The organism is Marinomonas sp. CT5 (assembly GCF_018336975.1).
In the GTDB taxonomy this organism is placed as follows: Bacteria; Pseudomonadota; Gammaproteobacteria; order Pseudomonadales; family Marinomonadaceae; genus Marinomonas.
On the sequence record NZ_CP025572.1, the window covers coordinates 484,838 to 509,555 of the forward strand.

Here is a 24,718-nt window from a genome sequence, read left to right on the forward strand (position 1 = left end):
CGAGTGCTTGCTTCTAAGTAATAAGGTGAGGTTATGTCTAATTCTCAGGAACTTCCTTTTGATGATGTCATTGAAGTCGCTGGTGATAATCCGATTCAACCCGATGAGGTTGCCGAGCGTTTTTCTTATACTCCTATTGATCATATAAGCCATTTTATTGGCATTGGAGTGTCGTTACTCTATTTAGTTGCCGCAGGAGCAACGTTATGGGAAGTGGTCGCACGTTATGTCTTTAATGCCCCAACTCAGTGGGCATTTGAAGTGGTAATGGTGTTGTGCGCTGCTACTTGGATGTTATCTGCTGGTTTTATCACGTTAAAACAACGTCATATTGGTATTACCGTTATACATAATATGGTATCTGCCCGAGCTAAATGGCGTTTAGATCTTTTTGCCATGATCGTTGGCATCATGGCGCTATTTTTGTTGTTGTCCGATGCCTCTTTGCGTGCCTATTTGGCTATTGATCATATTGAAAGAGCAGGGAGTGCCTTTAACTCACCTATGCCAATGGTGTTGAAAACATTATTGCTGTTGGGCGGTTTGCTCTATCTAGCACAATTGACCGTTAATTTATGGCGGCATGTGCAAAGTTCTTGGGCCAAAACCTTGGTTAAGTTAGTTGGCCTATTTATGGCACTTTATTTCATTAATGGGGCACTGGCTTATATTTCTGGGCCTGGTTCTATCTTTGATGCTACCAGTGGTTATTTCTCATCTATTGGCGCGGCGCTCGACCCAAGTCAGACGTTAAATATGCGTTCATACAGTCTTGGCGTTATTTCTCTGATCATGGTGGCAATGCTTATTTCACTGATGATGACTGGAATGCCATTAGGTATTGTGACGCTTATTGTTTCGGTGGTGATGGCGATTGCATTTTTCGGGCCGCGTGGTTTGTATTTGGTGTCTGCTAATACGGCTTCTTTACTGGATCATTACACTCTGATTGCCATTCCATTCTTTGTTCTGATGGCCTCCATTTTGGAAAAATCTGGTATAGCCGAAGACTTGTTTGATGCCATGTCTATTTTCGCCGGTAATTTGCGTGGTGGTGTTGCCGTTCAAACTGTGGTTGTTGCTGTCATTTTGGCCGCCATGTCGGGTGTGATGGGGGGCGAAATCGTAATGTTGGGGTTAGTCGCCTTACCGCAAATGTTACGTTTGGGCTATAACCGAAAAATGGCAATAGGGCTTATTTGTGCGGCTGGCGCTTTAGCTACCTTAATTCCACCTTCCATTATCATGATTGTTTATGGTTTGTCGGCGGAAGTAGGGATTGGTGATTTGTTTATGGCGGGGGCTATTCCCGGTGTCATGTTGGCTGTCTTTTACGCACTGTATGTTCTTGTTCGTGTACATATCAATCCTTCTATGGCACCAACGGCGAAGGAAGTTGCAGAACTAACAGGCGAAGAAAATAAGTTATCTAGAGCCCGATTAAATGCGGTTATGTTAAGTATTTTGCTTATTGGTAGCGTAATGGGGTCCATTTATGCCGGTGTTGCTTCTATTACCGAAGCGGCTGCTTTAGGTGCTCTTGGTGCCATGATTGTTTCTGCGGTTCGTCATGAATTTAAGTGGTCCATGCTAAAGGCTTCTTTGGTGGGTTCAATGTCGACGGTTGGCACCATTATCTGGTTAGTGCTTGGTTCGGTCTCCTTCGTTGGGATTTTTAACTTAATCGGCGGGGCAGAATTTATGCGCTCGTTGTTTATGAATCTAGGCTTGCCTGCCATTGGGGTGATTCTGGTAATGATGCTGATTTTGGTCATCCTTGGCACCTTTATGGAATGGATTGCGATTGTCTTAATTACCGTTCCTGTCTTTGCTCCTGTGGTGATGTCTTTGGCACCAGAGCTGGGGCTTACCGCTGATCAAGCGAAAGTATGGTTTGGTATTTTGTTCGTACTGAATATTCAGATTTATTTCTTATCACCGCCATTCGGGCCTGCTTGTTTTTGGCTTAAGTCGGTTGCTCCCAAAGATGTGACATTACAAGAAATATTTATGTCTGTTTTGCCTTTCATCGCGATTCAAATAGTAGGACTTATTTTGGTGATGGCTTTCCCTCAAATAGCCCTTTGGCTGCCTGAAACACTTGGAAGTTAATTAAGGAGAATTTTATGGTCGGTAAAGATGATCAGTCTGATGTAAATCGTTATGGCTTTGCTCCTTGGATTGCTGGTGGAGTCATGGCGGCTGCGTTAATCATTTGCATGTTTGCTTTGGCCGCAGGATTTGCCTAGCCCAAGTTAAACAACACTTTTCATATATAAATTACGCTTGTCTGCTGATTAAGAAATTAATCAGTACAGACAGCTTTTGTCAGGAGATTTTGTTATGTCACGTATTCAAGCTATCGAAATTACACCTATTGCCTTTCGTGATCCGCCATTACTGAATGTGTACGGCATTCATGAAGCGTGGGCATTACGTACCATCATTGAAATCAAAACAGAGAATGGTCTGTATGGTTTGGGTGAAAGTTATGGTGATGAGCAAACCATCAGCCAATTACAACAAGTTGCGCCTTACTTGGTTGATATGGATGTTTTTCAAATGAATCTGATTCGTCAGAAAATTGAACAAGTGATTACCTTGCCAGATCCTAAATCAGGATTAGAGATAGCGCCGGGCACATTAGGCGCCACAACCGTACCACGAATTTATTCGGCTTTTGAAGTGGCCTGCTTAGACCTAGTTGGCAAAATCACAGGCCGTCCTGTGTGTGATTTGCTGGGTGGGAAAGTGCGTGATTCCGTGTCCTACAGTGCTTACTTATTTTATAAGTACGAACGTCATGGGTTTACTAATGATCCGTGGGTAGATTCTTGGGGGGAAGCATTAACGCCAGCAGGAATCGTCAAGCAAGCTAAAAAAATGATTGATCAATATGGTTTTCAATCCATCAAATTAAAAGCGGGTGTATTTGAACCAGAACAAGAAATCGAAGCGTTACGAGCATTGCGAGAGGCTTTTCCAAGTCATCCTTTACGCATTGATCCAAATGGCGGTTGGACAGTTGAAACAACCAAAACGCTGTTAAAAGAGTTTGATGATGGACTATTGCAGTACTTGGAAGATCCTGCGCCCGGTAAAGAAGCGATGGGACAAGTGAGCGCTATCACCGACATCCCTCTAGCAACCAATATGTGTGTCATTGGCTTTTTTGATTTACCTAAAGCCATTGAGTTAGACGCAGTACAGGTCATTTTATCCGATCACCATTACTGGGGTGGTCTTAAAGCAACCCACGATCTTGCGCAAATTTGTAAAACATGGGGGATCGGTCTCTCCATGCACTCAAATTCTCATTTAGGCATCAGTCTTATGGCGATGACGCACGCCGCATCGGCAATCGAAAACCTGACATACGCATGTGACACCCATTATCCGTGGCAAGAAGAAGAAGTCATAAAGGGTGGCAAAATCCAATTTGAAAACGGTGCTGTTGTGGTGCCCGACAAACCGGGTTTGGGTGTTGAGCTGGACCGCGAAGCATTGGCAATACTCGCTGAAAACTACAAAAACTGTGGTATTAGAGCCCGTGATGATGTGAGTGAAATGCGCAAATATGAACCCGACTGGAAAGGTACAGTACCGCGTTTTTAGTAATCGATTTAACTAATGAGCATGGGTGTTAACCCGTCCAAACAAAATACAGCACCCTGCAGGGTAGTCTAAATAATATATAAGAGGGAATAAAATATGGCTTTTTCGGTTGAACAAATGAGAGCAGCACTGAGTGACGGACTATTGTCCTTTCCGGTAACCGATTTTGATGCGAATGGTAAATTCAATGCAGAGACATTTCGTATACGTCTAGAGTCTTTTATCGAGCATGGCGTATCGTCTATTTTTGTTGCTGGTGGAACAGGGGAATTTTTCTCTCTAGATGAAGATGATTATCGTCAAATTGTCGAATTATCGGTTGCCACAGTAAAAGGTCGCGTGCCAGTAATTGCTTCTGCGGGTCGCAGTGTGGCAGATGCTAAAAAGTATGTGGCGATTGCTGATGCGGCGGGTTGTGATGGTATTTTATTGATGCCTCCTTTCCTGACTGAGTGTCCAGAAGATGGGATTGTGGAATACGCTAGTCAAATCATGGCATCCAGCAAAACACATTTTATTTATTACAACCGTGGTAATGGCATTTTAACGGCTGAAAACGTAAAAGCATTGGCAACGGCGAATCCAAATATGGTGGCCCTAAAAGACGGTGTCGGCAACATTGCTGCATTAAACGACACCATCAAAACCGTAGGCGATCGTTTGGTTTATATTGGTGGTGTGCCAACGGCTGAAATCTTCGCCGAAGCCTATTTGTCTATTGGCGTAAATACCTACTCTTCTGCTGTGTTTAACTTTATGCCAGAACTGGCAAACAAGTTTTATAAAGCATTGCGTGCTGGTGATCAGGCTGTGGTGACGGCAATCATTAAAGACTTTTTTATTCCATTCTGTCGTTTGCGTGATCGCAAAAAAGGCTATGCCGTTAGCCTAATTAAAGCCGGCGCTACCTTGATGGGACGTAGTGCAGGCAAGGTTCGAGCGCCACTAACTATGCCTACAGCAAGCGAAATGGCAGAGTTAGAAGCGATCATCAAGAAAAACTCATGACAATTTAGAGTAGGTTGGGTTGAATAATTCAGCCTACTCATTTTTTGATAAGGCGGAGACTCGCGCTATGTTTACAACAATAAAAAAAATGCAGGTTATACCTGTTGCAGGTCACGATAGTTTTTTATTAAACCTAAGTGGTGGCCATGCGCCTTGGTTTATTCGTACCGTTGTCGTATTAGAAGATAACGATGGCAATATTGGCCTAGGTGAAGTGCCTGCTACCGATAAAATCATTTCCACTCTTGAAGAATGTCGAATGCTGGTAGAAGGTAAAAGCGTCGGCAAATGGAAAAGTATTATCAGTGATATTCGCAGTGCCACATCCGGTAAATCGGATGATGTACGTGGCAATCAAACTTTCGATCTAAGAACCGCTGTGCATGTTATTACCGCTATTGAATCTGCATTGTTAGACTTAGCGGGTCAGAATATGGGCTTGCCGGTAGTCGATTTATTAGGTCAGTATGGTAAGCAACGTAATGAAGTAGAGGCGCTAGGCTATTTATTCTTCTTGGGTGATCATCGCAAAACGAATTTGCCTTACCTGACCTACGATAATCCAGTCGATGAGTGGGATTTAGTACGCAGCCAAGAAGCCGTAACCCCAGAATCCATTGCCACATTAGCAAAAGCGGCTTATGCCCGTTATGGCTTTAAAGATTTCAAATTAAAAGGCGGCGTGTTAGATGGTCATCAAGAAGCAGAATGCATTGCCGCTCTGTATGAAGCCTTCCCTAATGCACGATTAACGCTGGATCCTAATGGTGCTTGGACACTAGACCAAGCAGTTGAATACCTTACGCCTATCAAACATATGTTGAGTTACGCGGAAGACCCTTGTGGCCAAGAAGGTGCTTGGTCTGGTCGTGAAACCATGTCTGAATTTAAACGTAGAACAGGTTTGAAAACCGCGACGAACATGATCGCCACAGACTGGAAACAGCTGAAAAACGCCGTTCGTCTTGATTCTGTTGATATTCCTTTAGCTGATTGTCATTTCTGGACAATGCAAGGGGCGGTTGCCGTTGGCGAGTTATGTCATGAATGGGGCATGACATGGGGTTCTCACAGTAATAACCATTTTGATATCTCCTTGGCGATGATGACCCATGTTGCTGCCGCCTGTCCCGGCGAAGTCACGGCGATTGATACCCACTGGATTTGGCAAGATGGTCAACGAATCACCAAAGAACCACTAAAAATACGCAATGGCAAAATTAGTGTTCCGACCAAACCGGGTTTAGGTATTGAGCTGGATAGGGAAAAACTGATGCAAGCCCATGAGCTTTATAAAACCTTGACTCTCGGGCAACGAGACGACAGCTTGGCAATGCAATTCCTCATACCGGGTTGGACCTTTGATCCAAAGAAGTCTGCGCTTGTTAGATAGTTTAAGAGGAATACTTTGGTATATAGGTCTAAATACCGCGCTATTCAGAATAATTTGTTAAAAGTGAACCCTGTTCACTTTTGTTTTTACGGCTTGCTTTTATTTTTTATAAAACTTAGGGGAAACATGGACACGAAAGAGCTTCTTAAAGGTACTTCATTGGTGGCCGGTAACGATATTACTGGTACTCAAAAAGCCATTTATGCAATTAATCCTGCGACAAACGAAACACTTGAACCAGCTTATCTCGGCGGTACTAAAGCTGATGTTGATCAAGCAGTTAGTGCTGCAAGGCGAGCTTTTGATGCGTATCGAGCCATCAGTACAGAAAAACGTGCCGCTTTCCTTGAATGTATTGCTGATGAGATTTTAGCGCTAGGTGATGTGCTAGTAGAGCGTGCTATGGCGGAATCTGGTTTGCCAAAAGCGCGTATCGAAGGTGAGCGTGGCCGTACTATGGGCCAATTACGTTTGTTCGCTGACGTTGTTCGTTTGGGCAAAGCTACGGATGCTCGCATTGATCCTGCTATGCCAGATCGTACGCCATTGCCTCGCTCTGATTTGCGTTTCCAAAAAATTGCCTTAGGCCCAGTTGCGGTCTTTGGTGCAAGTAACTTCCCATTAGCTTTCTCTGTTGCTGGTGGTGATACAGCGTCTGCATTGGCGGCAGGTTGTCCTGTTGTTGTAAAAGCACATTCAGCTCATCCTGGTACGTCTGAACTTGTTGGCCGCGCGATTACGGCAGCGGTTAAAAAATGCGGCCTGCCTGCTGGTGTGTTTTCTCTACTATATGGCTCTGGTCGTGAAATCGGCAGTGCTTTGGTTGAGCATCCTTCTATTAAAGCCGTCGGCTTTACTGGGTCTCGTAGTGGCGGCGTTGCGCTAATGAATATCGCGGCAAATCGTCCTGAGCCAATTCCTGTTTATGCAGAAATGAGCAGCATCAACCCAGTCTTTGTCATGCCTGAAAAGTTGTCCGCTGAAGCGCAAAGTGTGGCGAAAGGTTTTGTTGGTTCACTTACCATGGGCGCAGGTCAATTCTGTACAAACCCAGGCATGGTTGTGCTGTTGAAAGGCGAAGCGGCGGATAGCTTTAAAGCGACGGTTGCCAGCGAAGTGCAAGTATTGGGTACACAAACCATGCTAACACCTGGTATTTATCAAGCTTACTGTGAAGGTGTTGATAAACTGAATAAGAATTCAGCAGCGGCACTTTTGGCGAAAGGTAATGACAGAGATCAACCAAACCAGTGTTGCCCACATGTTTTTGCTACCAGTGCAAAAGCTTTCTTAGCTGACGCATCAATGGAAGACGAAGTATTTGGTTCAACGTCTTTGATTATCGAATGCGATACCTTGGATGAATACAAGGTGGTGGCTGAGCATTTAGAAGGTCAATTGACTGCAACTGTTCAAATGTCTGATGCGGATGTTGAAGCCGTTCGAGCTTTATTGCCAACTTTAGAACGTAAAGTGGGTCGTATCCTGTGTAATGGCTACCCAACTGGTGTAGAAGTTTGTCATTCTATGGTTCATGGCGGTCCTTTTCCTGCAACATCTGATAGCCGTTCAACGTCGGTAGGTAGCGCTGCAATTGATCGCTTCCTGCGCCCTGTTTGCTATCAAAATTTCCCTAGCTCATTGATCCCTGAGGCAATTCAAGATAAAAATCCCTTGAATATTCCTCAATTAGTGAATGGAAGGTTGGTATAAAATAGACTTTTAAATTTATAGATGGAGCACTCTATTAACCAAGGTGGTTTGAGAGTGTTTTTTTAGGGAGTCTATGTTTTTAGATACGCAAAGCGTGATTTTGCATGTCGCTGCACCTGTATTATTAATGATCGCAATGGGCGCTTTTCTGCGCCGAATTCAGTTAATAAATGACGATTTTATTCTGGTGAGTTCGCGATTTGTTTTTAAGGTTTCAATGCCTGTGCTGTTCTTCTTTGGCATGTTGGGTAACAACTTAAATGGGCTAATCAGTGTCAATTTAGCCGCCTACTTTATTGCGGCCATATTGTTAACCTTTTTAATGACTTGGTGGTTGGCAATAAAACTCAATATTCCCGAACGGCAACGAGGCGTTTTTGTGCAAATCGCTTTTCGTGGTAATTGTGGGGTTTTCAGTGTTGCGCTTGTGGTTAATATGTTTGGTCAAGAGGGGGTTGCGCTTGGTGGTGTGATGTCGGGCTTGAGTGTTCTGCTGTTTAATGTCTTGGCGGAAGTGATTTTAACGCGTTACAGCCATGGTAAATTACAACTGGTTCCTGTTTTAAAAAGTCTATTTAAGAATTCTTTGATACTTGGCATTGTGTTGGGTGTGCTAGCCAATCTTATTAGTTTGAAACTGCCCGCTTTTATTATGAAAACCGGTTTGTTAGTCGGTGGGTTATCTTTGCCTTTGGCATTGATTTGTATCGGTGGCTCGTTGGTGACCAGTGGTTTTACCTTACCTAAACACTTCTCTATGGCGATTCTAAGCAAGGTCGCCATCAGTCCAATGTTGTTTACCAGTTTGGCGTATGTGCTTGGCTTTAGTCAGAAAGAATTGCTGTTTTTGTTCGTTTTTCTCGCGGCGCCAACGGCGGCATCCGCGTATGTTACCGCTGTGGCAAAAGGGGACGATGGCAAATCAACGGCCAATGCCATTGCCACCACAACCTTGGTTTCTTCCGTTGTTATTGTGGTTTGCGCGCCTATTATTATTCGCGTAACGGGTGGTTAAACCAATAACCTACATAAAAAACGCGGTTTATCTTACAAGATGAACCGCGTTTTTTGTCGAACGGTTGGCTAAGTTGTCAGTACTACGCTGGTAATACTCCTAATTCAACTAAACGCTCATGTAGGTAGCTTTTCGCCGTGTGACGGGCTGACAAGACGACTTCAGGCTTTGGATGAAGGAACAAAGGCAAAGAAATACGTCCTTTGGTTTTGTCAGCCCCTTCTGGATTGATCACTCGGTGAGAGGTCGATGGGAAATACCCGCCAGAGGCTTCTTGTAACATGTCACCGATGTTGATGATTAAAGTGCCAAAATCACAAGGCACGTCCATCCAAGATCCGTCTTTGGCTTTTACCTGCAAGCCAGGTTCGTTTGCAGAAGGCAGAATGGTCAGTAAGTTGATGTCTTCATGTGCGCCGGCACGAATGGCTCCTAGCTCTTCATCACCTTTTAGTGGCGGGTAATGTAGAACTCGCAATAGTGTTTGTTGGCTGCCTTCTACCATGCTGGAAAGAGGCTGTGAGTAGTGCATCGCAACGTCCGCTGGGGAATGTTTTTCTACCCATCCAAGCAACTCTTCCGCCAAACTAATGGCTTCGCCATAGTATTGCTCTAGAAGTGGCTTTTGCTTTTCTGGACATTGTCCCCAAGGGTAGTAATGGAAGTATTCTTTTATGTCGCGCTTGGTGTGGCCTTTGGCTGTTTCCGCAGCCTTCGGCGAAAAATAACCATCTTGTGGACCAACATTATAGCGATAATCGTATTTGCTCTCGTCTGCGAAAAACGCTTCCCAATCTTTGTAAATGGCGCTAACCAATTCTTTTTTGATTGGGTGATTTTTAAGAACGCCAAACCCGGTTTCACGTAAAGATTTAACAAAGTCTTCAGCGGCGGTTGGGCTTGTGTAATCAACGGCTTTTAGTTGCATGATAATTTCCTGTCTTGTCGTATATATTATAAAGATGCGGCTTTCGTTGAATCGAAAGAGCAGTTAGGTTGTTAGGACAAAATTGGAAAACTACGATGACCAGCCGCTATGGAAGAAATAGCGCAAGTCGATGGTTTCAGCTTGATAGTGTTGAGTCCATGCTGACAAGCTCATCATATTTAGGCAGTCAAGCATCTCAGCACGAGCTGATGGTGTTTGAACGTTTTGCGATGATAGTGAGAGCACAACATGTCTCCTGAGTACGAAAATATGTAATTTAACCCTAGATTAAGGATTAAGCGTGTTAGTTTACTTCTAGAAATGTGAGTTTTGAAGGGATTCCGTAATAAATTGTATTTTGGGGTGGGTTAATTCTTTATATGCCTTATACTGAAATGGTCGGTTTATTTTTTACCGTCTTCTTTTGCTCTTCACTATGACTGTATTTCGTCTTATTAGACGAGTTTTTTTCTAAAGTTCAGGTACTTCTTAGGTTTAAGTTACAGGCGTGTTTTTTTGCGCTGTCATCAATTAAAGAGGGCTCATGACTATGAATGCATTTTTCGATTCGTTTAAAAATCACTTTTTAATTTCAATGCCACACCTAGACGACCCACATTTCGAACACACTGTTATTTATCTTTGTGAACACAGCAAAGAAGGTGCCATGGGTATTATTATTAATCGCCCCACAAACGTTGATTTTACCGAATTGGCTAATCACCTTGGAATTCAAATTGAAAGTCCGCAGTTAACCTCGGAGCCGATTTACAACGGTGGGCCAGTGGAAGCTGAGCGAGGTTTTATTTTACATACGACAGATAAAACGTGGAGTAATACTTTACCAGTGACAGATGAAGTTTCTCTATCTGCTTCTTTGGAAGCGTTGGAGGATATTGCTCGAGGCACAGGCCCAGAAGCATTTCGTATTACACTGGGGTGTGCTGGTTGGGATGCGGGGCAGCTTGAAACAGAAATTGCCAATAACGATTGGCTGGTATGTGAGGCAGATTTAGACGTATTATTCCACACACCAAGTGATATGCAATTTACCGCGGCGACACGCGTATTGGGAATTGATATGACAAGACTTTCACCGGATATAGGACATGGTTAATGACGGCGTCAAGCTCTACGGAAACGTTGGAAAGTGATCATAAGAAACCCAATACTGTTCATTCAGTATTGGGTTTTGATTTTGGTACAACGCGTATTGGCGTTGCAATCGGTCAGAATATAACAAGTACAGCACAACCGCTTGATCCACTGAAAGCTAAAGATGGCATTCCTAATTGGGATGAAATAACGCGTTTAGTGGCAGAGTGGAAGCCTGATGCCTTTGTTGTTGGGTTGCCATTGGATATGGATGGCTCAGAAAATGAGATGTGTCAACGAGCACGCAAATTTGCTAAGCGATTGCATGGACGTTTTAACCGTCCTTACCATATGATGGACGAGCGTTTATCTTCCTATGAAGCAAAAGGTCAAGTCATAGCGCGAGGAGGTAATCGTAATTTTAAAGAAAACTCGGTGGATGGCCTGGCCGCTCAAATGATTTTAGAGACTTGGTTTGCCCAATCTTACTAGGAGCTGTTTGCTGAACAGTGTTTTATAAAGAATATAATAGGGTTTAAGAAAATAATGAAGTTAGATTTAGAGCATTCTCTAGCATCCATGAAAGCGCAACTGGCGTCTTATTGCGAACAGAAAAATATTGAAGATGCCATCGTAGTGGGGATTCATAGTGGTGGTGTTTGGGTTGCTGAGCAATTGATGTCGGCTGTACCTACACAAGATCCCTTGGCAACCTTGGACATCACTTTCTATCGCGATGACTTTACCAAAGCAGGCTTGAACCCTAAGGTTAATCAAACTCTGCTGCCTGCGATTGAAGATCGTCACGTTATTTTGGTGGATGATGTGTTGATGTCTGGGCGAACGATACGTGCCGCAATGAATGAAGTTTTTGACTTTGGTCGACCTGCTAGCATTACCTTAGCGATTCTTTATGATCTTGGTCAGCATGAATTGCCTATCGCTGCAGATATAGTAGGAGAACGTTTAACTCTCAATTCTGATCAAAGGATTAAGTTAAGTGGGCCAAAACCTTTGTCAGTTTCAGTGATTGAGACTCGTTAATATGCATAACAAAGCTTTATTTTTTGTTAAACACATACGACAATTAGCCTATGAGTAGAATTGACGATGTGATGGTTAAAAGTATCAGATCTCACCAAGAACAAATGGTGGGACAATCGTTTAGTGTTATTAATGCCCGGTTGCAGGTTTTCTGTACCGGGCATTTTCCTATCTAGGGTAAACGCCGTTATTTACCAAGGTCGTATTGACTCTAGACTAACTATTTTAAATAGAGAAAGACGATACCGTCTTTGCAGTTTGAGGAAAGCAAACCATGATGCGATCCGAACCTCGGGCATTACAATTAAATGAACACGGGCAGCTTAAGCATTTTTTAACCTTGGATGGGTTAGATAAAACCATTTTGACGGAAATTCTTGATCGAGCAGATTCTTTTCTCTCAATGGGGGAGCAGTCTGTAAAAAAAGTGCCTCTTCTACGAGGTAGAACGGTGGTTAATCTATTTTTCGAAAACTCCACACGCACACGAACCACATTTGAGCTCGCTGCAAAGCGCTTGTCTGCTGATGTTATTAATTTAAATATTGAAACGTCGGCGACGTCGAAAGGCGAGTCGTTACTCGATACCCTGAAGAATCTAGAGGCGATGCAAAGTGATATGTTTGTAGTTCGTCATTCAGACAGTGGCGCAGCACATTTTATCGCGGAACATTGCACGCCGAATGTCGCTATCATCAATGCAGGTGATGGTCGTCATGCTCATCCAACTCAAGCCATGCTGGACATGCTGACCATTCGTCGTCATAAAGGCCGCTTTGAAGGTCTTAAGGTAGCGATTGTGGGGGATATCCTGCATTCACGTGTGGCTCGCTCACAACTTCAAGCGTTAACGACTCTAGGGGTTAGTGAGGTCCGCTTAGTTGGGCCAAAGACGTTAGTGCCGAGCTTTTTCGAAGAAATGGGAGCAACCATCTGTCATGACTTAGAAGCTGGCTTAAAAGACGTTGATGTCGTGGTGATGTTGCGTTTACAGAAAGAGCGTATGAAAGGTGCTTTGCTGCCAAGTGAGAGTGAGTTTTATCGCTTGTATGGCTTGACCGAAGAAACCCTTGCTTGGGCTAAGCCTGATGCGATTGTTATGCACCCGGGACCTATTAACCGTGGGGTAGAAATTTCCTCTGAAGTTGCTGATGGTGATCATTCCGTCATTTTGAACCAAGTCACCAATGGCATTGCAGTGCGTATGGCGGTGATGTCTATGGCAATGAGTGGTCAGTTACAACGTGATGATATGCCAGTAGCGAGGGGAGAAAAATAAAATGAAATTACGTATTCAAAATGGTCGTTTGATCGATCCGAGCCAAGACATTGATGCTGTCACTGATTTGTTTATTGATAACCAGAAAATCGTTGCGATTGGTGAAGCGCCAGAAGGCTTTGAGAATGCTGACATTGTTGATGCTTCTGGCCAGTGGATTTTGCCAGGACTGGTAGATCTTGCGGTTTCTCTTCGTGAACCCGGTATGACGCAGAAAGGTAACATCGCGACTGAAGGTCGAGCGGCTGTGTCTGGTGGTGTCACAACTCTAGTCTGTCCTCCTAATACACGCCCAATTGTTGATACGCCTGCGGTAGCTGCTCTTATTCAAGATAAAGCCGATGAGGCGGGCATGGCGAATGTCTTTCCTATTGGCGCGTTGACTCAAGGGCTTGAAGGTGAACAATTAAGCAACATGGTAGCTTTGACAGAAGCGGGGTGTGTAGCTGTATCTAATCATCGACATCCCATGGCGAATACGAAAGTCTTGTCTCGTGCACTGGAATATGCTGCAACACACGATCTATTAGTGGTTTTCCACCCGGATGAGTCAAGTCTTTCTGAAGGGGGCTGTGCTCATGAGGGCTTGATGTCAACTATGCATGGTTTGGCGGGGATTCCTGAAGAAGCGGAAACCATTGCTCTGATGCGTGATTTGCTGTTGGTTGAAAAAACCGGAGTACGGGCTCACTTTGCTCGCTTATCTTGTGCAAAGTCAGTAGAGATGATCGCTGATGCTAAAGCATCAGGCTTAGATGTGACCGCAGATGTAGCGATTCATAATTTACTGCTGACTGATCAGCTTCTGAGTCGATTTGATGGTCATTATCATGTTTTGCCTCCATTGCGCAGCGATGAAGATCGTTTGACTCTGATCGAAGGCATTAAAGCGGGTGTGATCTCGGCAATTTGCTCAGATCATCAACCTCATGAAAAAATGGCAAAAATTGCGCCTTTTGCTGCAACCGAGCCAGGTATGGCAAACATTGAAATTTTATTACCTTTGTCGATGCAATTGATGGATGAAGGTGATTTGGACTTTTCTACAGTGTTGACATGCCTAACGTCTGGTCCAGCGGCTTGCTTTGGATTGGAGGCCGGTTCGTTATCGGTGGGGAGTTTTGCTGATTTTATTATGTTTGATAGCACGGTTCGTTGGGCTTGGAGCTATGAAACACGCAAAACCAAAGGTCATAATTCTCCTTACTTTGGGGAAGAGTTTATTGGTCGAGTAATGTCGACTTATATTTCAGGACAACGTGTCTATCAGGCTGTCTGAGCCTATTTAGTAAGACTAAGTTGGTTTTTTCGCAATCTTGGTCTTACTATTCCTTTACTTTTTGTATTCGACCGTTAATCTAGTTTGAATCACAAATCATTATGGTTTCAATAGTTTTATGTCAATCGACTCGTCAAATACATTGCTCAAGGAGCAGCAGGTCCTCCGATCTCGTGTTGCCTCTCTTGAAAAAGAGCGAGACTTCGTGAAAAACCTCTATAGTGATATGCCACAAATATTACTGGCGATATCGAAGGGAGCTTTGTTAAGCACCTTATTGAACCGTTTTAAAAGTAAGTTGCAGTCTCAACTGTCTAATGCATATTGCCTGTTTGTTGTCTGTGATAAAGACTGTTTGCAGTGGCGCTTACAATACACAGACTCCATCAATGACTGTTTATTAAATTCTAAAGGGCAATTGGCTTTAGTGCCTCAAGCAATGGTAACGTTCGCTGCAAGCCCTTCTTGCCCTAAACGCCATGATATCGATATTCAAAATGTTTCTAGCTGGAAGCTTTGGCAGCCATTTTTACGTGAGCATGCTTTTTCTGATGTTTCTATGGTTAGTGTGTCCGATGGTCGTGGTTCTATTTATCTTATGTTGTCATTTCAGCGTGAAGAAAACCGTATCGAAGGCGAACTAATGGAGCTTGCTTTAGATACTTACGCGTCTTGGTTAGGGTCTGTTTTTGAACGAGAAAAAGCAGACCAAATATTATTAGAAGATAGTCACCGTGACCCAGCAACGGGCTTATTACGACGTTATAGTTTTGAAAATAGCTTTGGTATTGTTTTAAAAGATTCTCGTCGCCACTTTCAGAGAGCCGCTTTGCTTTCAATTAAACTGCTTTCAAACGCTAAAATTGTAATAGATGAGTTGAAATGGTTGGCCGATTTAATGCGTGAAACCGTTCGAGATAATGATTTGATTGCTCATTATGATGAACGAGAGCTTGTCATGGGGATTCGTATTCAACACCTTGAAGATGCTGAAGTGGTTGCGAGTAAATTATTAAAATCATTAAGCTCATCAACACTTTCTAAAAACAGATTAATTAGTGATGGCTTGTCTATTGGTATCGCCTTTTATCCTGAGCACGCCACTCTTGAGGCGTTACATCAGGCTGCTTCTTTTGCTGCGAGTTCATTGAAAAATACACCAGGATTTCGTATTGAATTCCATGGTGAATGTTATGAATCAAGTGAAGATTTCTATTCTTTGTAGGTCCTGCTTAGTTTTTTTGCCCTAGTATAATAATGATATGATGCGCTTGATTAGCGTTTTTTGGATATTTGTAAATAGTGATAACAGGGCTAGCTTGTTATACCTCTATATAAAGGAGCTGGTTGCGAAATGGCAATAGAAGTCGAAAATATTGAAGCGAAAGAAATTCAAGCGAATTTAGTCCGAGTATCTCAGCAAATTGATCATCTTGCTCAACAGTATCAACGAGAGTCTGGCAGTGTACGATTACTGGCAGTCAGCAAAACCAAGCCGTTATCAGCATTAGAGGCCGCTTACCATGCTGGACAGAGAGCATTTGGTGAAAATTATGTACAAGAAGCAGTGGATAAATATCATGCTTTAACACATTTGTCGGATGTTGAATGGCATTTCATTGGTCCTATTCAATCTAATAAGTCTCGTCTTATTGCCGAAACTATGCATTGGGTACATTCAATCGATCGCGAAAAAATAGCCCGTCGTTTGAGCGAACAGCGCCCGACTGAATTGCCACCGTTAAATGTTTGTATTCAAGTGAATATTAGCGGCGAAGATACGAAAGCCGGAGTAACCTTGTCTGAATTAAATGATATGGTCGCGCTGGTAGCAGAATTACCCAACTTACGTCTTCGCGGGTTAATGGCTATTCCCGCACCACAGCAAAGCCATGAAGCTCAATGTGCGGTTTATCAACCTTTAGCTCAAGCCTTTGTTGAATTATCCAAATCCGATAGCATGATAGATACCTTATCGATTGGTATGTCGGGAGATCTGCCAGCCGCTATTCAGGCTGGTAGTACCATGGTTCGTGTTGGAACGGCGATTTTTGGTGAACGAGATTACTCAGGTAGAGCATAGTGGGAAAGCTTTTTGGGCCCCCAAATTTGAAGAAGCGGCAGAAATATTGTCAGCTTAAATAATGAAAGAATAGGATATAACAATGACGCTAAATATTGCCTTCATTGGCGTGGGAAATATGGCAAGAGCGATTTTTAGTGGCATGATCGCCAGTGGCTATCCCTTAAAAAACATCATTGGTACATCAAGAACGCCAGAAAAACGTGATTATTATCATGAGCAATATGGTATTTCTATGTTGGCGGATAATGATGAAGCGATTAAACAGGCTGATGTCGTGGTGCTTTGCGTTAAACCGGCGCAAATGCAAGCAGTAGTCGAGGATTTTTCCTCTAAAGTACTTGAGGATCAATTATTTATTTCGGTGGCAGCTGGTATAGAATTGGGTTCATTAGCGCACTGGCTAGGAAAGCCTGTTGCTGTTGTCCGCTGTATGCCAAATACGCCTTCGCAAATTGGCGCAGGTATGACGGGATTGATTGCCAATGAACACACTACTAATGAGCAAAAAAGCTGGGTAAGCGAGTTATTTTCTAGTATTGGTAACTCGGTTTGGGTTGAAAATGAAGAGCATATGCATACTGTAACCAGCTTATCAGGTAGTGCGCCAGCGTATTTCTTTCGCTTTCTTGAAGCTATGGTTAAAAATGCCCAAGAGCAAGGTTTGGATGAGAAAGCCAGTCGAGAATTGGCGAGTCATGCTATGTTGGGAGCGGCCAAAATGGTTATTGAATTGGAAGATCCTATTGAGCAGTTACGCAAAAATATTACCTCACCAAAAGGAACAACCGAACAAGCTTTGTTGTCCTTTGAAGCGGCCAACATTGATAAAATAGTCGCAGATGCAATGATGGCCTGCGTTAACCGATCAAAAGAAATGGCGGCAGACTTTGCTGCTAAAAAAGACTAATTAAGGACATAGATACCATGTATTCCGATCCATTTGTCATGCTCGTAAAGGTTATCTGTAACCTGTATTTATTTATCGTGCTGTTGCGTTTGGTGCTTCAACTAACGCGAGCCGATTTTTATAACCCAATCAGCCAAGGTATAGTGAAGGCGACGAGTCCAATTATTTTGCCATTGCGAAAAGTGATTCCAGCGATTGGTCGATTAGACACAGCGTCACTTATTTTGGCGTTTGGCGTGCAATTGGCCACTGTATTTTTAGTTGTATTGATTAAAGGTGTCGCAATTTCACCGACCAGCTACGCCATTTATACTGTGGCTGGGACCATGTATCACTTATTGGATTTGTATTTTTGGGCGATGCTTATTTCGGTTATTCTTAGTTGGGTCGCCCCGACCGCTAATCACCCTGGCGCTATGTTAGTTTGGCAAATCACAGCGCCTCTGTATCGGGCTTGTCAACGAGTGATTCCGCCTTTAGGTGGTTTAGATATCTCTCCAATATTTATCTTTTTGGCGATTACTTTTTTGAAGCAATTCTTAGCGCCATACAGTATTTAATATCATATATAGGCTGGAGTTGAAGCGAGATCATTCTTGCTTCAACTCGGTGAATTGAGAACGAAGGCGTATTCCTATATGATGCCTCACCTAAACGGGAATTAGCGCAGACAAAATGTTAGCTAACAGACTCGTTCTCCCTATTAATTTTTTGGATGAAAGCTATGAGTACGATTGCGGTTTATCCGGGGACATTTGACCCTATTACTAACGGCCATACGGATTTGGTTGAACGCGCGTCAAAACTATTTGAAAAAGTTATCGTAGCTGTTGCTGCGAGCCCTAAAAAGCGTCCGGCATTGTCCCATGAGATGCGAATCTCATTATCAAAAAAAGTGTTGGGTCATTTGCCGAATGTGGAAGTCGTCGGTTTTGATAACTTGCTAACCGAGTTTACTCGTTCCGTAAATGGTAAAGTGGTGATTCGTGGCTTGCGTGCTGTTTCTGACTTTGAGTATGAATTCCAGTTAGCCAATATGAATCGTGCGATAGCGCCAGATGTAGAAAGCATCTTTTTGACGCCTTCTGAAAAGCACTCTTATATTTCATCAACTTTGGTTCGTGAAATTGCATCCTTAAATGGCGATTTTGGTCAGTTTGTTAATCCAGAAGTAAAACGTATTTTGCAAGAGCATTATAAAACCGTTTAGTTTCTGTTTTTTTAGTCACGCTGCTGAGCACCTGTGAAAATTGGGTAGCGTTTTTAGGAGAGAAAAATGTCTCTTATTATTACTGATGAATGCATCAACTGTGATGTATGTGAGCCTGAGTGTCCTAATGAGGCCATTTCTCAGGGCGAAGAAATTTATGTGATTGATCCATCTAAGTGTACTGAATGTGTGGGGCATTTCGATGAACCTCAATGTCAGCAAGTCTGTCCTGTTGACTGCATTCCTTTGGATCCTAATCACAAAGAAACAGAAGAGCAGTTGATGGAAAAATATCTAACGCTCACAGGTCAACTATAACCAATAGGTAGTTCCTACTATCGATACCAATAGTTATATTTTTTTAGCTGGAATACTGTTTTTATTCAGTATTCTGGCCACCTCCTTTACTCTTCGTGTCGGCTTACCTTTATTACTGGTGTTTCTCGGGATGGGAATGTTAGCCGGTGAAGAGGGATTGGGTCGGTTAAATTTTGACAGCCCTAATCTTGCCTTTTTTGTTGGTAATCTTGCTTTAGCCATTATTCTTTTGGATGGCGGTATGCAAACGAAGACCAGTACTTTCCGTGTCGCTCTCTGGCCATCTTTATCATTAGCCACTTTGGGGGTGATGATCACCACAGCTTCTGTAGGTGCGTTTGCCGCTTGGTTGTTAGACGTTAAGCTTATTTATGGATTGTTGCTTGGTGCTATCGTGGGTTCGACAGACGCTGCTGCGGTATTTAGTTTACTGCGTAATAGCGGTGTGAAACTTAACGAGCGTGTAGGCGGTACTTTAGAAATAGAGTCTGGTGCCAATGACCCCATGGCCATTTTGTTGGTGGTGATGTTAACAGGGCTATTACAAAGTGCTGAGTCATTGAGTATTTGGGCTTTTCTAGGGCAAATGATTCAACAGTTTGCGGTCGGCGGTGTATTAGGTCTGATTGGTGGTAAGTTACTGCTTCTCGTTTTGCGTCGGGTACCTTTAATCGAAGGCCTGTACGCGTTATTAATTATCTCCTTCGGATTAGCTGTGTTTTCTGGTGTCAATATCATTGGTGGTAGCGGCTTTCTTGCGGTTTACCTGGTTGGTTTGACAGTAGGAAATGGACGTATAAAGCAGCAAGAGTCGATCTCTCAAGTCATGGATGGGTTAGCTTGGTTAGCGCAAGCCGGTATGTTCTTATTGCTCGGTTTGCTGGTCACCCCTTCAAGCTTGTTAACACATGGTTGGCAGGCGGTCGTTATTGCAATTTTCTTAATTTTTGTCGCTCGACCCGTGGCGGTATTGGTATGTCTATTGCCTTTCGATTTTCGTTTTCCTGAGCGTATTTATATTAGTTGGGTTGGCTTACGTGGTGCCGTACCGATTGTATTAGCCTTGTATCCTGTGATCGCAGGGCTTTCTAATTCAGAGTTATTGTTCGAGATTACCTTTACCGTGGTGCTGATCTCTTTGTTATTACAGGGTTCTACGGTTCCTCACGTGGCAAGGTGGCTAAATATCGTCGTTCCGCCAGCGCCAGCACCCACAACGCGTTTTTCTCTTATTAATGATGAGGATGCAAATCACACCTTAGAATTGTACGAATTTTTAGTTCAAACCGAAGGTGTCCGTATTCCCGCTGCGATTGTACAAAATGTTCCGAGCACTACGGTATCGACTCCCCAACTTGTCTCTCTGGTTCGAGATCAAAAGCCGATCGTAGTCAATGCAGATACGGAGTTGAAATCGGGCGATAGGATATGGATGTTGTTGCATCCTGGCGATGTAAATGATGTCGCACAGATTTTCTCTCATAAAGCGTCAGCGTCTTTCTTATTACAGAATTTCTTTGGTGAGTTTTCGATTCGTGGCGATGCGTCTTTAATCGATCTTGCGAAAGTGTACGGTGTGTCGCTTGAGGGAATTGAAGAGGCACAGACAGCGGCAGATTTGTTACAGCGTCAGCTTGGTAAGAACCTTGTTGTGGGTGACCGAGTGCGATTTGGTAATATCCGCCTGACAATAAGACAGATGGACGGCAATCATATCGAAATGATTGGGCTTAAGCTGCAAGATAAGCAAGTTTAAGCCCATATTATCATTCACTAAAGAACTGACTGATTTCAGCTAATGGTGGGATAACTTGATCATCGTTAATAAGAACAATTAGCCCTTGTGCCTCAATGGTGGAATAGGTTTGAGGATGAGTAATGATGGCACCATACTTATTCACATATCCCAGTGCCGTACCCACATTTTTTTGAATCAAGGTCGTAACGACTTTGGCCCAAGTCACACCAGTTATTTCCACATCAAGGCGAATCGTATGATCACCTTGGTGGCGAAACAAATCTTCCAACACTTGCTCTGTACCCGGAGCAATCAAAGACCTCACTAGCATTTCAGGATAAGCTCTCACTGGGCGTATAACGGCATTTGCACCAACCGCTCTGAAGCGTGGCCGATTTGTATCATTAACCGCTTCCGCCATGACGAATGCCGACGTATTTAAAGCTTGGATTCTATGCAAGGCATCAAAGGTTAAGCTATCAGAATGGCTGTCTTGAGGGTCTTGGCAAAGCACAACAATGTATTTTGCTTTGTGTGTTCCTGCTGACTCCAGCATGCCGTCTTCTAATGCATCACCAGTGTGATGAACCACTCCTTGTGACCTAAGATCGAGAGGTAACCCCTCAGGAAAGGCCTTGGTTAAAATCTGAATTGGAATATCCACTAATTCAGGTGTTTGGCTGATCTGATTAATCAGCAGACCTAAATATCGTTCTGCATCGTATTTTGGGGTGTTAATGATCAATATATGGTTTTGCATTTCGTCCCATCTCATACGGCCTTTGATGCGCATTTCTTTGCGCATTAGCCTGATTTCAACATAGTCACTGGCGATTTGTGCGAGTAAGGTAATTCCCATTCCATAAATTAAGATAATGGTTGAAAATTGTCCCCAAAAAGTGGCCGCAGAAATATCACCATAGCCTGTAGTGCTGGCTGATGTCATCGTTAGCCAGAAGGCTTGCCACCAATTTAAGTCTTCAAAAAACACCATTGCCAAGCTATGCAGAGCAATAACACCCGCCAATAAAACAAGGCGTTTTTTTAAATCACCGGTTTCATGAAGGTGCACTTTTTTACGAAATTGCCGGCGGTTATTTTTTTTCTTTAAAAGTAGTGAAAGAGAATTCATCGTACCTCAGTTCATTATTCGCTGTCTGCAGGCATGGCGTAACCTAGCTGACGCCAAGATTCGTATACCATGACAGCAACGGTGTTAGACAGATTCAAGCTACGAGAATTCGCCTGCATCGGCAAACGTAAGCGCTGGGCTGGTGGCAAAGCGTCAATGAATTCAGCAGGCAAACCGCGAGTTTCTGGACCAAACACCAAGACGTCATTTTCAGCAAATTGCGCTTCGCTATGAGTGTGACTGCCTTTGGTTGTTAATGCGTAAACAGTGCCTATCTCGTTTTGATCAACAAATGCCTGAAAATCTGGATAACGCTTTAAACGTGTAAACTCATGATAATCCAGTCCCGCTCGGCGTAATTTTTTATCCTCCAGTTCAAAGCCAAGTGGCTCGATCAAATGAAGGTGGTAGCCTGTATTGGCACACAGTCGAATAACATTGCCCGTATTAGGCGGAATCTCTGGTTGGTAAAGTACAATATGAAGCATTGGTTTATCTCCTTGATATAGGAAGATAATACCAGACGAGCAGAAGAAACTAAGTTTTTAATTTTTTTTCAAAAAAACTATTGACCCTAATAAAGGTTTCTCTATAATACGCCCCACTTGCCCAGATAGCTCAGTCGGTAGAGCAGAGGATTGAAAATCCTCGTGTCGGCGGTTCGATTCCGTCTCTGGGCACCATGATTAAAAAGAAAGCCTGCTATTTTTAGCAGGCTTTTTTTTGGTCGAAATGGCACGCACTTCCACACAGTCATTTTTCTATTTGCCCAGATAGCTCAGTCGGTAGAGCAGAGGATTGAAAATCCTCGTGTCGGCGGTTCGATTCCGTCTCTGGGCACCATTTATAGTATTTTCCAGATTTCTTTCAAATCCTCTAATCGCTGTTACTTTATATATCTCACACTAACCTTCAAAAGTAGTGAATTCCTTTTCTTGGTGACACCGGAAACCAAATATGAAGTTGAGCAGCTGAAAAAGGGGTTGTATAACTTGATACCACGAGCAAATGAGTTTTTGATCCCGAAAATCAATACATTGTTCAAACCTGTCTGCAATGTGTTGAGCAACTAAAGAAGGTATTACGAGTGGATACTGATTTTGACATCAACCTTATGCACTTGAGTCGTTCGTTTAGACCCTAAATTTACTCATTCGGGCTTTGTTTAACTTGCTAGTGCTTGATATCTTCTCGAGAGTTTCACGAACTTTTTGGGCCAACTTCTCGTTGCTATTAGAAAGTAATAAAAAGACACGAATATAATCCGTTAATTCTTCACCTCTAAATCCCATAAACAGGTCATACATTTCGTCGACTGTAAGCTGGGCTAATATCTCTGCTTCCGAAGTGTTGTATGACCGAGTGCCTCGCCTCAATTCCAATATCTCGTGTACGGTCGGTTCTGGCTTTAATTCTAAATATGCTTCACGTAACTTGCTAACAAAATTTTGGTCTTTCACTTCAAACGATAAACTATCAACATTAAGTTTTTCAGGGTTTTCACGATTTGATTCAATGAATAGCTCAATCAACTCGTCAGCTTTTTCTTCATACCCAATCTCTCTCAATATCTGCAGTCCACCACCTAATTGAGAGGCTGAGGCACTAGCAGCTATATCTCGNATGCCGTCTTCAAAAGCTAAAGCAATGTCCGCTTCATTGTTGCTAAAGGAATCGTGAAAAAGATTCCATGCATGATCCCATTTCTCACTAGCCCGCCCAATTTCTGCTTCTCGTTGCTTTTGAACACAAAGAGGGAGTAGTTTGTCTGCATCAAGAAAGCCTTGCTCTATACCGCGAGCAACAGCTAAATCTATCTCATCAGAGCTTCCATAACCATATTGATTCAAAGTCGAATTCCAATGGTCTGTGATTTTTTTGGTCCAACCTAATTCATTGTTCTCTTTTCGGTACCCGTGTCTATTTACAAATGCAAACTCTGGGATACGCTCTTTATCTGCTCCATGGCAGTAGTAGCACCAACTGAGCACTATAGTTGAGTGTATGACTTGTTTTTTGATGCTTTCATCAAAGTCATCCACGTGTGTCAAAAATTCATTTGTATGTGTGACTATCTTTTTTATGACTCGCTTGTTTTTGATGTCCAAATCAATACAGCGATCACGGATGAAGTCTCTGAACTCGAAGTTATCTGCAAACATTATGTCAAAACACTGGTCTGCTGTTGGCTCGAAATGAAGTTGCCTATCTACGATTTTTTCTTTGTACTTTTTGTAGTCTTCGAAGGTCTCGTCACCAGCATCCTCATTAAGTAACAATACAATCTTGCAACCCTTTTGCTCCTTAAAGAATGAAACCAACCCCATTAAGTCTTTGATGGTGATTCCCTTGCTATGACGCTCTAAATCATCAAAGCAAATGATGGTCTTGCTCATGGCTAGTTGAGAAACTGAGCTAATAATGCTGCTAGTTCCTCCAACATACTGACCGATAAAAGGTATTTTTGTATTTCCCATTAAGCTCATAAATTTTTTTGAGTAGCTTTTGATGTTAGATGCGTCACCAATTTTTTGGGTATCAATGGCATTTAGAAATGTCATTTGTTTTAATTCGGCAATAGAGTTAATACCAAACAGAGAAACGTAGGAGTATGACTTCAATTTGCATTCATCTTTGAGTGCTCTGATGTTTTCCTCCCAACTGTAAGTTTTACCCACCCCCCAACTGCCTTTGATGGCGAGCACTTCGGGATTATCGGTGGAAAGAAATTTCCTAATTTGCTCTTTAACTAAATCAACTGACATGTCTACAAAGTCCTTATTGAATAGAGTGATCTGAAACAGATGTTGATACTATGCTCTGGAACTGCTTTTTGGCCATTATTTTTGTGATTAGTTTGTCGAGCGTTCTTCCCTCTTAGACAATTGAAACAAAACCTGTGTCATTAAATGTGGGCTTTTTATGTCTGATTCATTAAAGTCATCCACTAACACTTGG

General features: G+C 42.9%; 23 protein-coding genes and 2 tRNA genes. 21 read left to right on the forward strand and 4 right to left on the reverse strand.

Translation table 11 applies throughout. From position 1 onward, the window contains the following. Positions 1-33 precede the first annotated feature (33 nt). The 7 genes from C0J08_RS02300 to C0J08_RS02330 all read left to right on the forward strand — a co-directional run bounded on the left by C0J08_RS02300 (position 34) and on the right by C0J08_RS02330 (position 8,744). A complete protein-coding gene (locus C0J08_RS02300; RefSeq protein WP_212654530.1) occupies positions 34-2,112 on the forward strand; it encodes a TRAP transporter large permease subunit in 2,079 nt (692 codons plus the stop codon). A 14-nt stretch (positions 2,113-2,126) separates the two neighbouring features. Next, positions 2,127-2,249 carry a dihydroxy-acid dehydratase gene (locus C0J08_RS02305; protein ID WP_212654531.1) on the forward strand — a complete coding sequence of 41 codons (123 nt, stop codon included), beginning with the start codon at positions 2,127-2,129 and terminating at the stop codon, positions 2,247-2,249. A 94-nt stretch (positions 2,250-2,343) separates the two neighbouring features. Then, complete coding sequence (locus C0J08_RS02310; RefSeq protein WP_212654532.1) at positions 2,344-3,615, forward strand: glucarate dehydratase family protein; 1,272 nt, start codon at positions 2,344-2,346, stop codon at positions 3,613-3,615. Between the two features lie 96 nt (positions 3,616-3,711). Further along, on the forward strand, positions 3,712-4,623 hold the full coding sequence (locus tag C0J08_RS02315; RefSeq protein ID WP_212654533.1) for a 5-dehydro-4-deoxyglucarate dehydratase: 912 nt from the start codon (positions 3,712-3,714) through the stop codon (positions 4,621-4,623). A 67-nt stretch (positions 4,624-4,690) separates the two neighbouring features. After that, positions 4,691-6,016, forward strand: a complete 1,326-nt coding sequence (locus C0J08_RS02320; protein ID WP_212654534.1) for an enolase C-terminal domain-like protein — start codon at positions 4,691-4,693, stop codon at positions 6,014-6,016. 126 nt (positions 6,017-6,142) lie between these two features. Next, positions 6,143-7,729: an aldehyde dehydrogenase (NADP(+)) gene (locus C0J08_RS02325; protein ID WP_212654535.1), complete on the forward strand. Its 1,587-nt coding sequence runs from the start codon at positions 6,143-6,145 to the stop codon at positions 7,727-7,729. Between the two features lie 73 nt (positions 7,730-7,802). Continuing rightward, entirely contained in the window at positions 7,803-8,744 is a 942-nt protein-coding gene (locus tag C0J08_RS02330; protein ID WP_212654536.1) for an AEC family transporter, read from the forward strand. A gap of 82 nt (positions 8,745-8,826) precedes the next feature. Here C0J08_RS02330 and C0J08_RS02335 read toward each other — a convergent pair whose 3' ends face one another. Beyond that, positions 8,827-9,672, reverse strand: a complete 846-nt coding sequence (locus tag C0J08_RS02335) for a 2OG-Fe(II) oxygenase family protein (protein ID WP_212654537.1) — start codon at positions 9,670-9,672, stop codon at positions 8,827-8,829. Positions 9,673-9,762: 90 nt separating this feature from the next. Next, positions 9,763-9,918 (reverse strand): hypothetical protein, encoded by a 156-nt coding sequence (locus C0J08_RS02340; protein WP_212654538.1) that lies wholly within the window; start codon positions 9,916-9,918, stop codon positions 9,763-9,765. 298 nt (positions 9,919-10,216) lie between these two features. On the opposite strand from C0J08_RS02340, the gene C0J08_RS02345 reads away from it, so the two are divergent. The 12 genes from C0J08_RS02345 to C0J08_RS02400 all read left to right on the forward strand — a co-directional run bounded on the left by C0J08_RS02345 (position 10,217) and on the right by C0J08_RS02400 (position 20,646). Beyond that, on the forward strand, positions 10,217-10,789 hold the full coding sequence (locus C0J08_RS02345) for a YqgE/AlgH family protein (protein ID WP_249344477.1): 573 nt from the start codon (positions 10,217-10,219) through the stop codon (positions 10,787-10,789). Then, a complete protein-coding gene (gene ruvX, locus C0J08_RS02350) occupies positions 10,789-11,259 on the forward strand; it encodes a Holliday junction resolvase RuvX (protein WP_212654539.1) in 471 nt (156 codons plus the stop codon). Before C0J08_RS02345 ends, ruvX begins: the two co-directional genes overlap by 1 nt. Before the next feature lie 54 nt (positions 11,260-11,313). Next, positions 11,314-11,811, forward strand: a complete 498-nt coding sequence (gene pyrR / locus C0J08_RS02355; RefSeq protein WP_212654540.1) for a bifunctional pyr operon transcriptional regulator/uracil phosphoribosyltransferase PyrR — start codon at positions 11,314-11,316, stop codon at positions 11,809-11,811. A 274-nt stretch (positions 11,812-12,085) separates the two neighbouring features. Further along, positions 12,086-13,090 (forward strand): aspartate carbamoyltransferase catalytic subunit, encoded by a 1,005-nt coding sequence (locus C0J08_RS02360; protein ID WP_212654541.1) that lies wholly within the window; start codon positions 12,086-12,088, stop codon positions 13,088-13,090. A gap of 1 nt (position 13,091) precedes the next feature. Then, entirely contained in the window at positions 13,092-14,369 is a 1,278-nt protein-coding gene (locus C0J08_RS02365) for a dihydroorotase (RefSeq protein ID WP_212654542.1), read from the forward strand. Between the two features lie 118 nt (positions 14,370-14,487). Next, positions 14,488-15,594, forward strand: a complete 1,107-nt coding sequence (locus tag C0J08_RS02370) for a GGDEF domain-containing protein (RefSeq protein ID WP_212654543.1) — start codon at positions 14,488-14,490, stop codon at positions 15,592-15,594. Between the two features lie 129 nt (positions 15,595-15,723). After that, complete coding sequence (locus C0J08_RS02375) at positions 15,724-16,452, forward strand: YggS family pyridoxal phosphate-dependent enzyme (RefSeq protein ID WP_212654544.1); 729 nt, start codon at positions 15,724-15,726, stop codon at positions 16,450-16,452. An 82-nt stretch (positions 16,453-16,534) separates the two neighbouring features. Beyond that, positions 16,535-17,362 (forward strand): pyrroline-5-carboxylate reductase, encoded by an 828-nt coding sequence (gene proC, locus C0J08_RS02380; protein ID WP_212654545.1) that lies wholly within the window; start codon positions 16,535-16,537, stop codon positions 17,360-17,362. 17 nt (positions 17,363-17,379) lie between these two features. After that, positions 17,380-17,922 carry a YggT family protein gene (locus C0J08_RS02385; protein WP_212654546.1) on the forward strand — a complete coding sequence of 181 codons (543 nt, stop codon included), beginning with the start codon at positions 17,380-17,382 and terminating at the stop codon, positions 17,920-17,922. A gap of 164 nt (positions 17,923-18,086) precedes the next feature. Further along, positions 18,087-18,572: a pantetheine-phosphate adenylyltransferase gene (gene coaD, locus C0J08_RS02390; protein WP_212654547.1), complete on the forward strand. Its 486-nt coding sequence runs from the start codon at positions 18,087-18,089 to the stop codon at positions 18,570-18,572. 66 nt (positions 18,573-18,638) lie between these two features. Beyond that, on the forward strand, positions 18,639-18,890 hold the full coding sequence (locus C0J08_RS02395; protein ID WP_212654548.1) for a YfhL family 4Fe-4S dicluster ferredoxin: 252 nt from the start codon (positions 18,639-18,641) through the stop codon (positions 18,888-18,890). 19 nt (positions 18,891-18,909) lie between these two features. Then, a complete protein-coding gene (locus C0J08_RS02400; RefSeq protein WP_212656221.1) occupies positions 18,910-20,646 on the forward strand; it encodes a potassium/proton antiporter in 1,737 nt (578 codons plus the stop codon). Between the two features lie 10 nt (positions 20,647-20,656). Here the strand turns inward: C0J08_RS02400 and C0J08_RS02405 are convergent, their stop codons facing one another. Together C0J08_RS02405 and trmL are read right to left on the reverse strand one after the other, a co-directional pair. After that, on the reverse strand, positions 20,657-21,760 hold the full coding sequence (locus C0J08_RS02405) for a potassium channel family protein (RefSeq protein ID WP_212654549.1): 1,104 nt from the start codon (positions 21,758-21,760) through the stop codon (positions 20,657-20,659). A 14-nt stretch (positions 21,761-21,774) separates the two neighbouring features. Beyond that, complete coding sequence (gene trmL / locus C0J08_RS02410) at positions 21,775-22,248, reverse strand: tRNA (uridine(34)/cytosine(34)/5-carboxymethylaminomethyluridine(34)-2'-O)-methyltransferase TrmL (protein WP_212654550.1); 474 nt, start codon at positions 22,246-22,248, stop codon at positions 21,775-21,777. A 119-nt stretch (positions 22,249-22,367) separates the two neighbouring features. Between trmL and C0J08_RS02415 the strand changes: the two genes are divergently transcribed. Further along, positions 22,368-22,443: transfer RNA gene (locus tag C0J08_RS02415), tRNA-Phe, on the forward strand. Between the two features lie 84 nt (positions 22,444-22,527). Beyond that, positions 22,528-22,603: transfer RNA gene (locus C0J08_RS02420), tRNA-Phe, on the forward strand. Positions 22,604-24,718 lie beyond the last annotated feature (2,115 nt).

What these genes read in the sequence shown, in the direction of transcription:
- pyrR (WP_212654540.1), top strand. Translation starts at nt 11,314, where the DNA reads ATGAAGTTAGATTTAGAGCATTCTCTAGCATCCATGAAAGCGCAACTG.
- C0J08_RS02375 (WP_212654544.1), top strand. Translation starts at nt 15,724, where the DNA reads ATGGCAATAGAAGTCGAAAATATTGAAGCGAAAGAAATTCAAGCGAAT.
- C0J08_RS02315 (WP_212654533.1), top strand. Translation starts at nt 3,712, where the DNA reads ATGGCTTTTTCGGTTGAACAAATGAGAGCAGCACTGAGTGACGGACTA.
- ruvX (WP_212654539.1), top strand. Translation starts at nt 10,789, where the DNA reads ATGACGGCGTCAAGCTCTACGGAAACGTTGGAAAGTGATCATAAGAAA.
- C0J08_RS02385 (WP_212654546.1), top strand. Translation starts at nt 17,380, where the DNA reads ATGTATTCCGATCCATTTGTCATGCTCGTAAAGGTTATCTGTAACCTG.
- C0J08_RS02320 (WP_212654534.1), top strand. Translation starts at nt 4,691, where the DNA reads ATGTTTACAACAATAAAAAAAATGCAGGTTATACCTGTTGCAGGTCAC.
- C0J08_RS02335 (WP_212654537.1), bottom strand. Translation starts at nt 9,672, where the DNA reads ATGCAACTAAAAGCCGTTGATTACACAAGCCCAACCGCCGCTGAAGAC.
- C0J08_RS02395 (WP_212654548.1), top strand. Translation starts at nt 18,639, where the DNA reads ATGTCTCTTATTATTACTGATGAATGCATCAACTGTGATGTATGTGAG.
- C0J08_RS02300 (WP_212654530.1), top strand. Translation starts at nt 34, where the DNA reads ATGTCTAATTCTCAGGAACTTCCTTTTGATGATGTCATTGAAGTCGCT.
- C0J08_RS02305 (WP_212654531.1), top strand. Translation starts at nt 2,127, where the DNA reads ATGGTCGGTAAAGATGATCAGTCTGATGTAAATCGTTATGGCTTTGCT.
- coaD (WP_212654547.1), top strand. Translation starts at nt 18,087, where the DNA reads ATGAGTACGATTGCGGTTTATCCGGGGACATTTGACCCTATTACTAAC.
- proC (WP_212654545.1), top strand. Translation starts at nt 16,535, where the DNA reads ATGACGCTAAATATTGCCTTCATTGGCGTGGGAAATATGGCAAGAGCG.
- C0J08_RS02325 (WP_212654535.1), top strand. Translation starts at nt 6,143, where the DNA reads ATGGACACGAAAGAGCTTCTTAAAGGTACTTCATTGGTGGCCGGTAAC.
- C0J08_RS02330 (WP_212654536.1), top strand. Translation starts at nt 7,803, where the DNA reads ATGTTTTTAGATACGCAAAGCGTGATTTTGCATGTCGCTGCACCTGTA.
- C0J08_RS02310 (WP_212654532.1), top strand. Translation starts at nt 2,344, where the DNA reads ATGTCACGTATTCAAGCTATCGAAATTACACCTATTGCCTTTCGTGAT.
- C0J08_RS02360 (WP_212654541.1), top strand. Translation starts at nt 12,086, where the DNA reads ATGATGCGATCCGAACCTCGGGCATTACAATTAAATGAACACGGGCAG.
- trmL (WP_212654550.1), bottom strand. Translation starts at nt 22,248, where the DNA reads ATGCTTCATATTGTACTTTACCAACCAGAGATTCCGCCTAATACGGGC.
- C0J08_RS02365 (WP_212654542.1), top strand. Translation starts at nt 13,092, where the DNA reads ATGAAATTACGTATTCAAAATGGTCGTTTGATCGATCCGAGCCAAGAC.
- C0J08_RS02345 (WP_249344477.1), top strand. Translation starts at nt 10,217, where the DNA reads ATGACTATGAATGCATTTTTCGATTCGTTTAAAAATCACTTTTTAATT.
- C0J08_RS02405 (WP_212654549.1), bottom strand. Translation starts at nt 21,760, where the DNA reads ATGAATTCTCTTTCACTACTTTTAAAGAAAAAAAATAACCGCCGGCAA.
- C0J08_RS02370 (WP_212654543.1), top strand. Translation starts at nt 14,488, where the DNA reads ATGTCAATCGACTCGTCAAATACATTGCTCAAGGAGCAGCAGGTCCTC.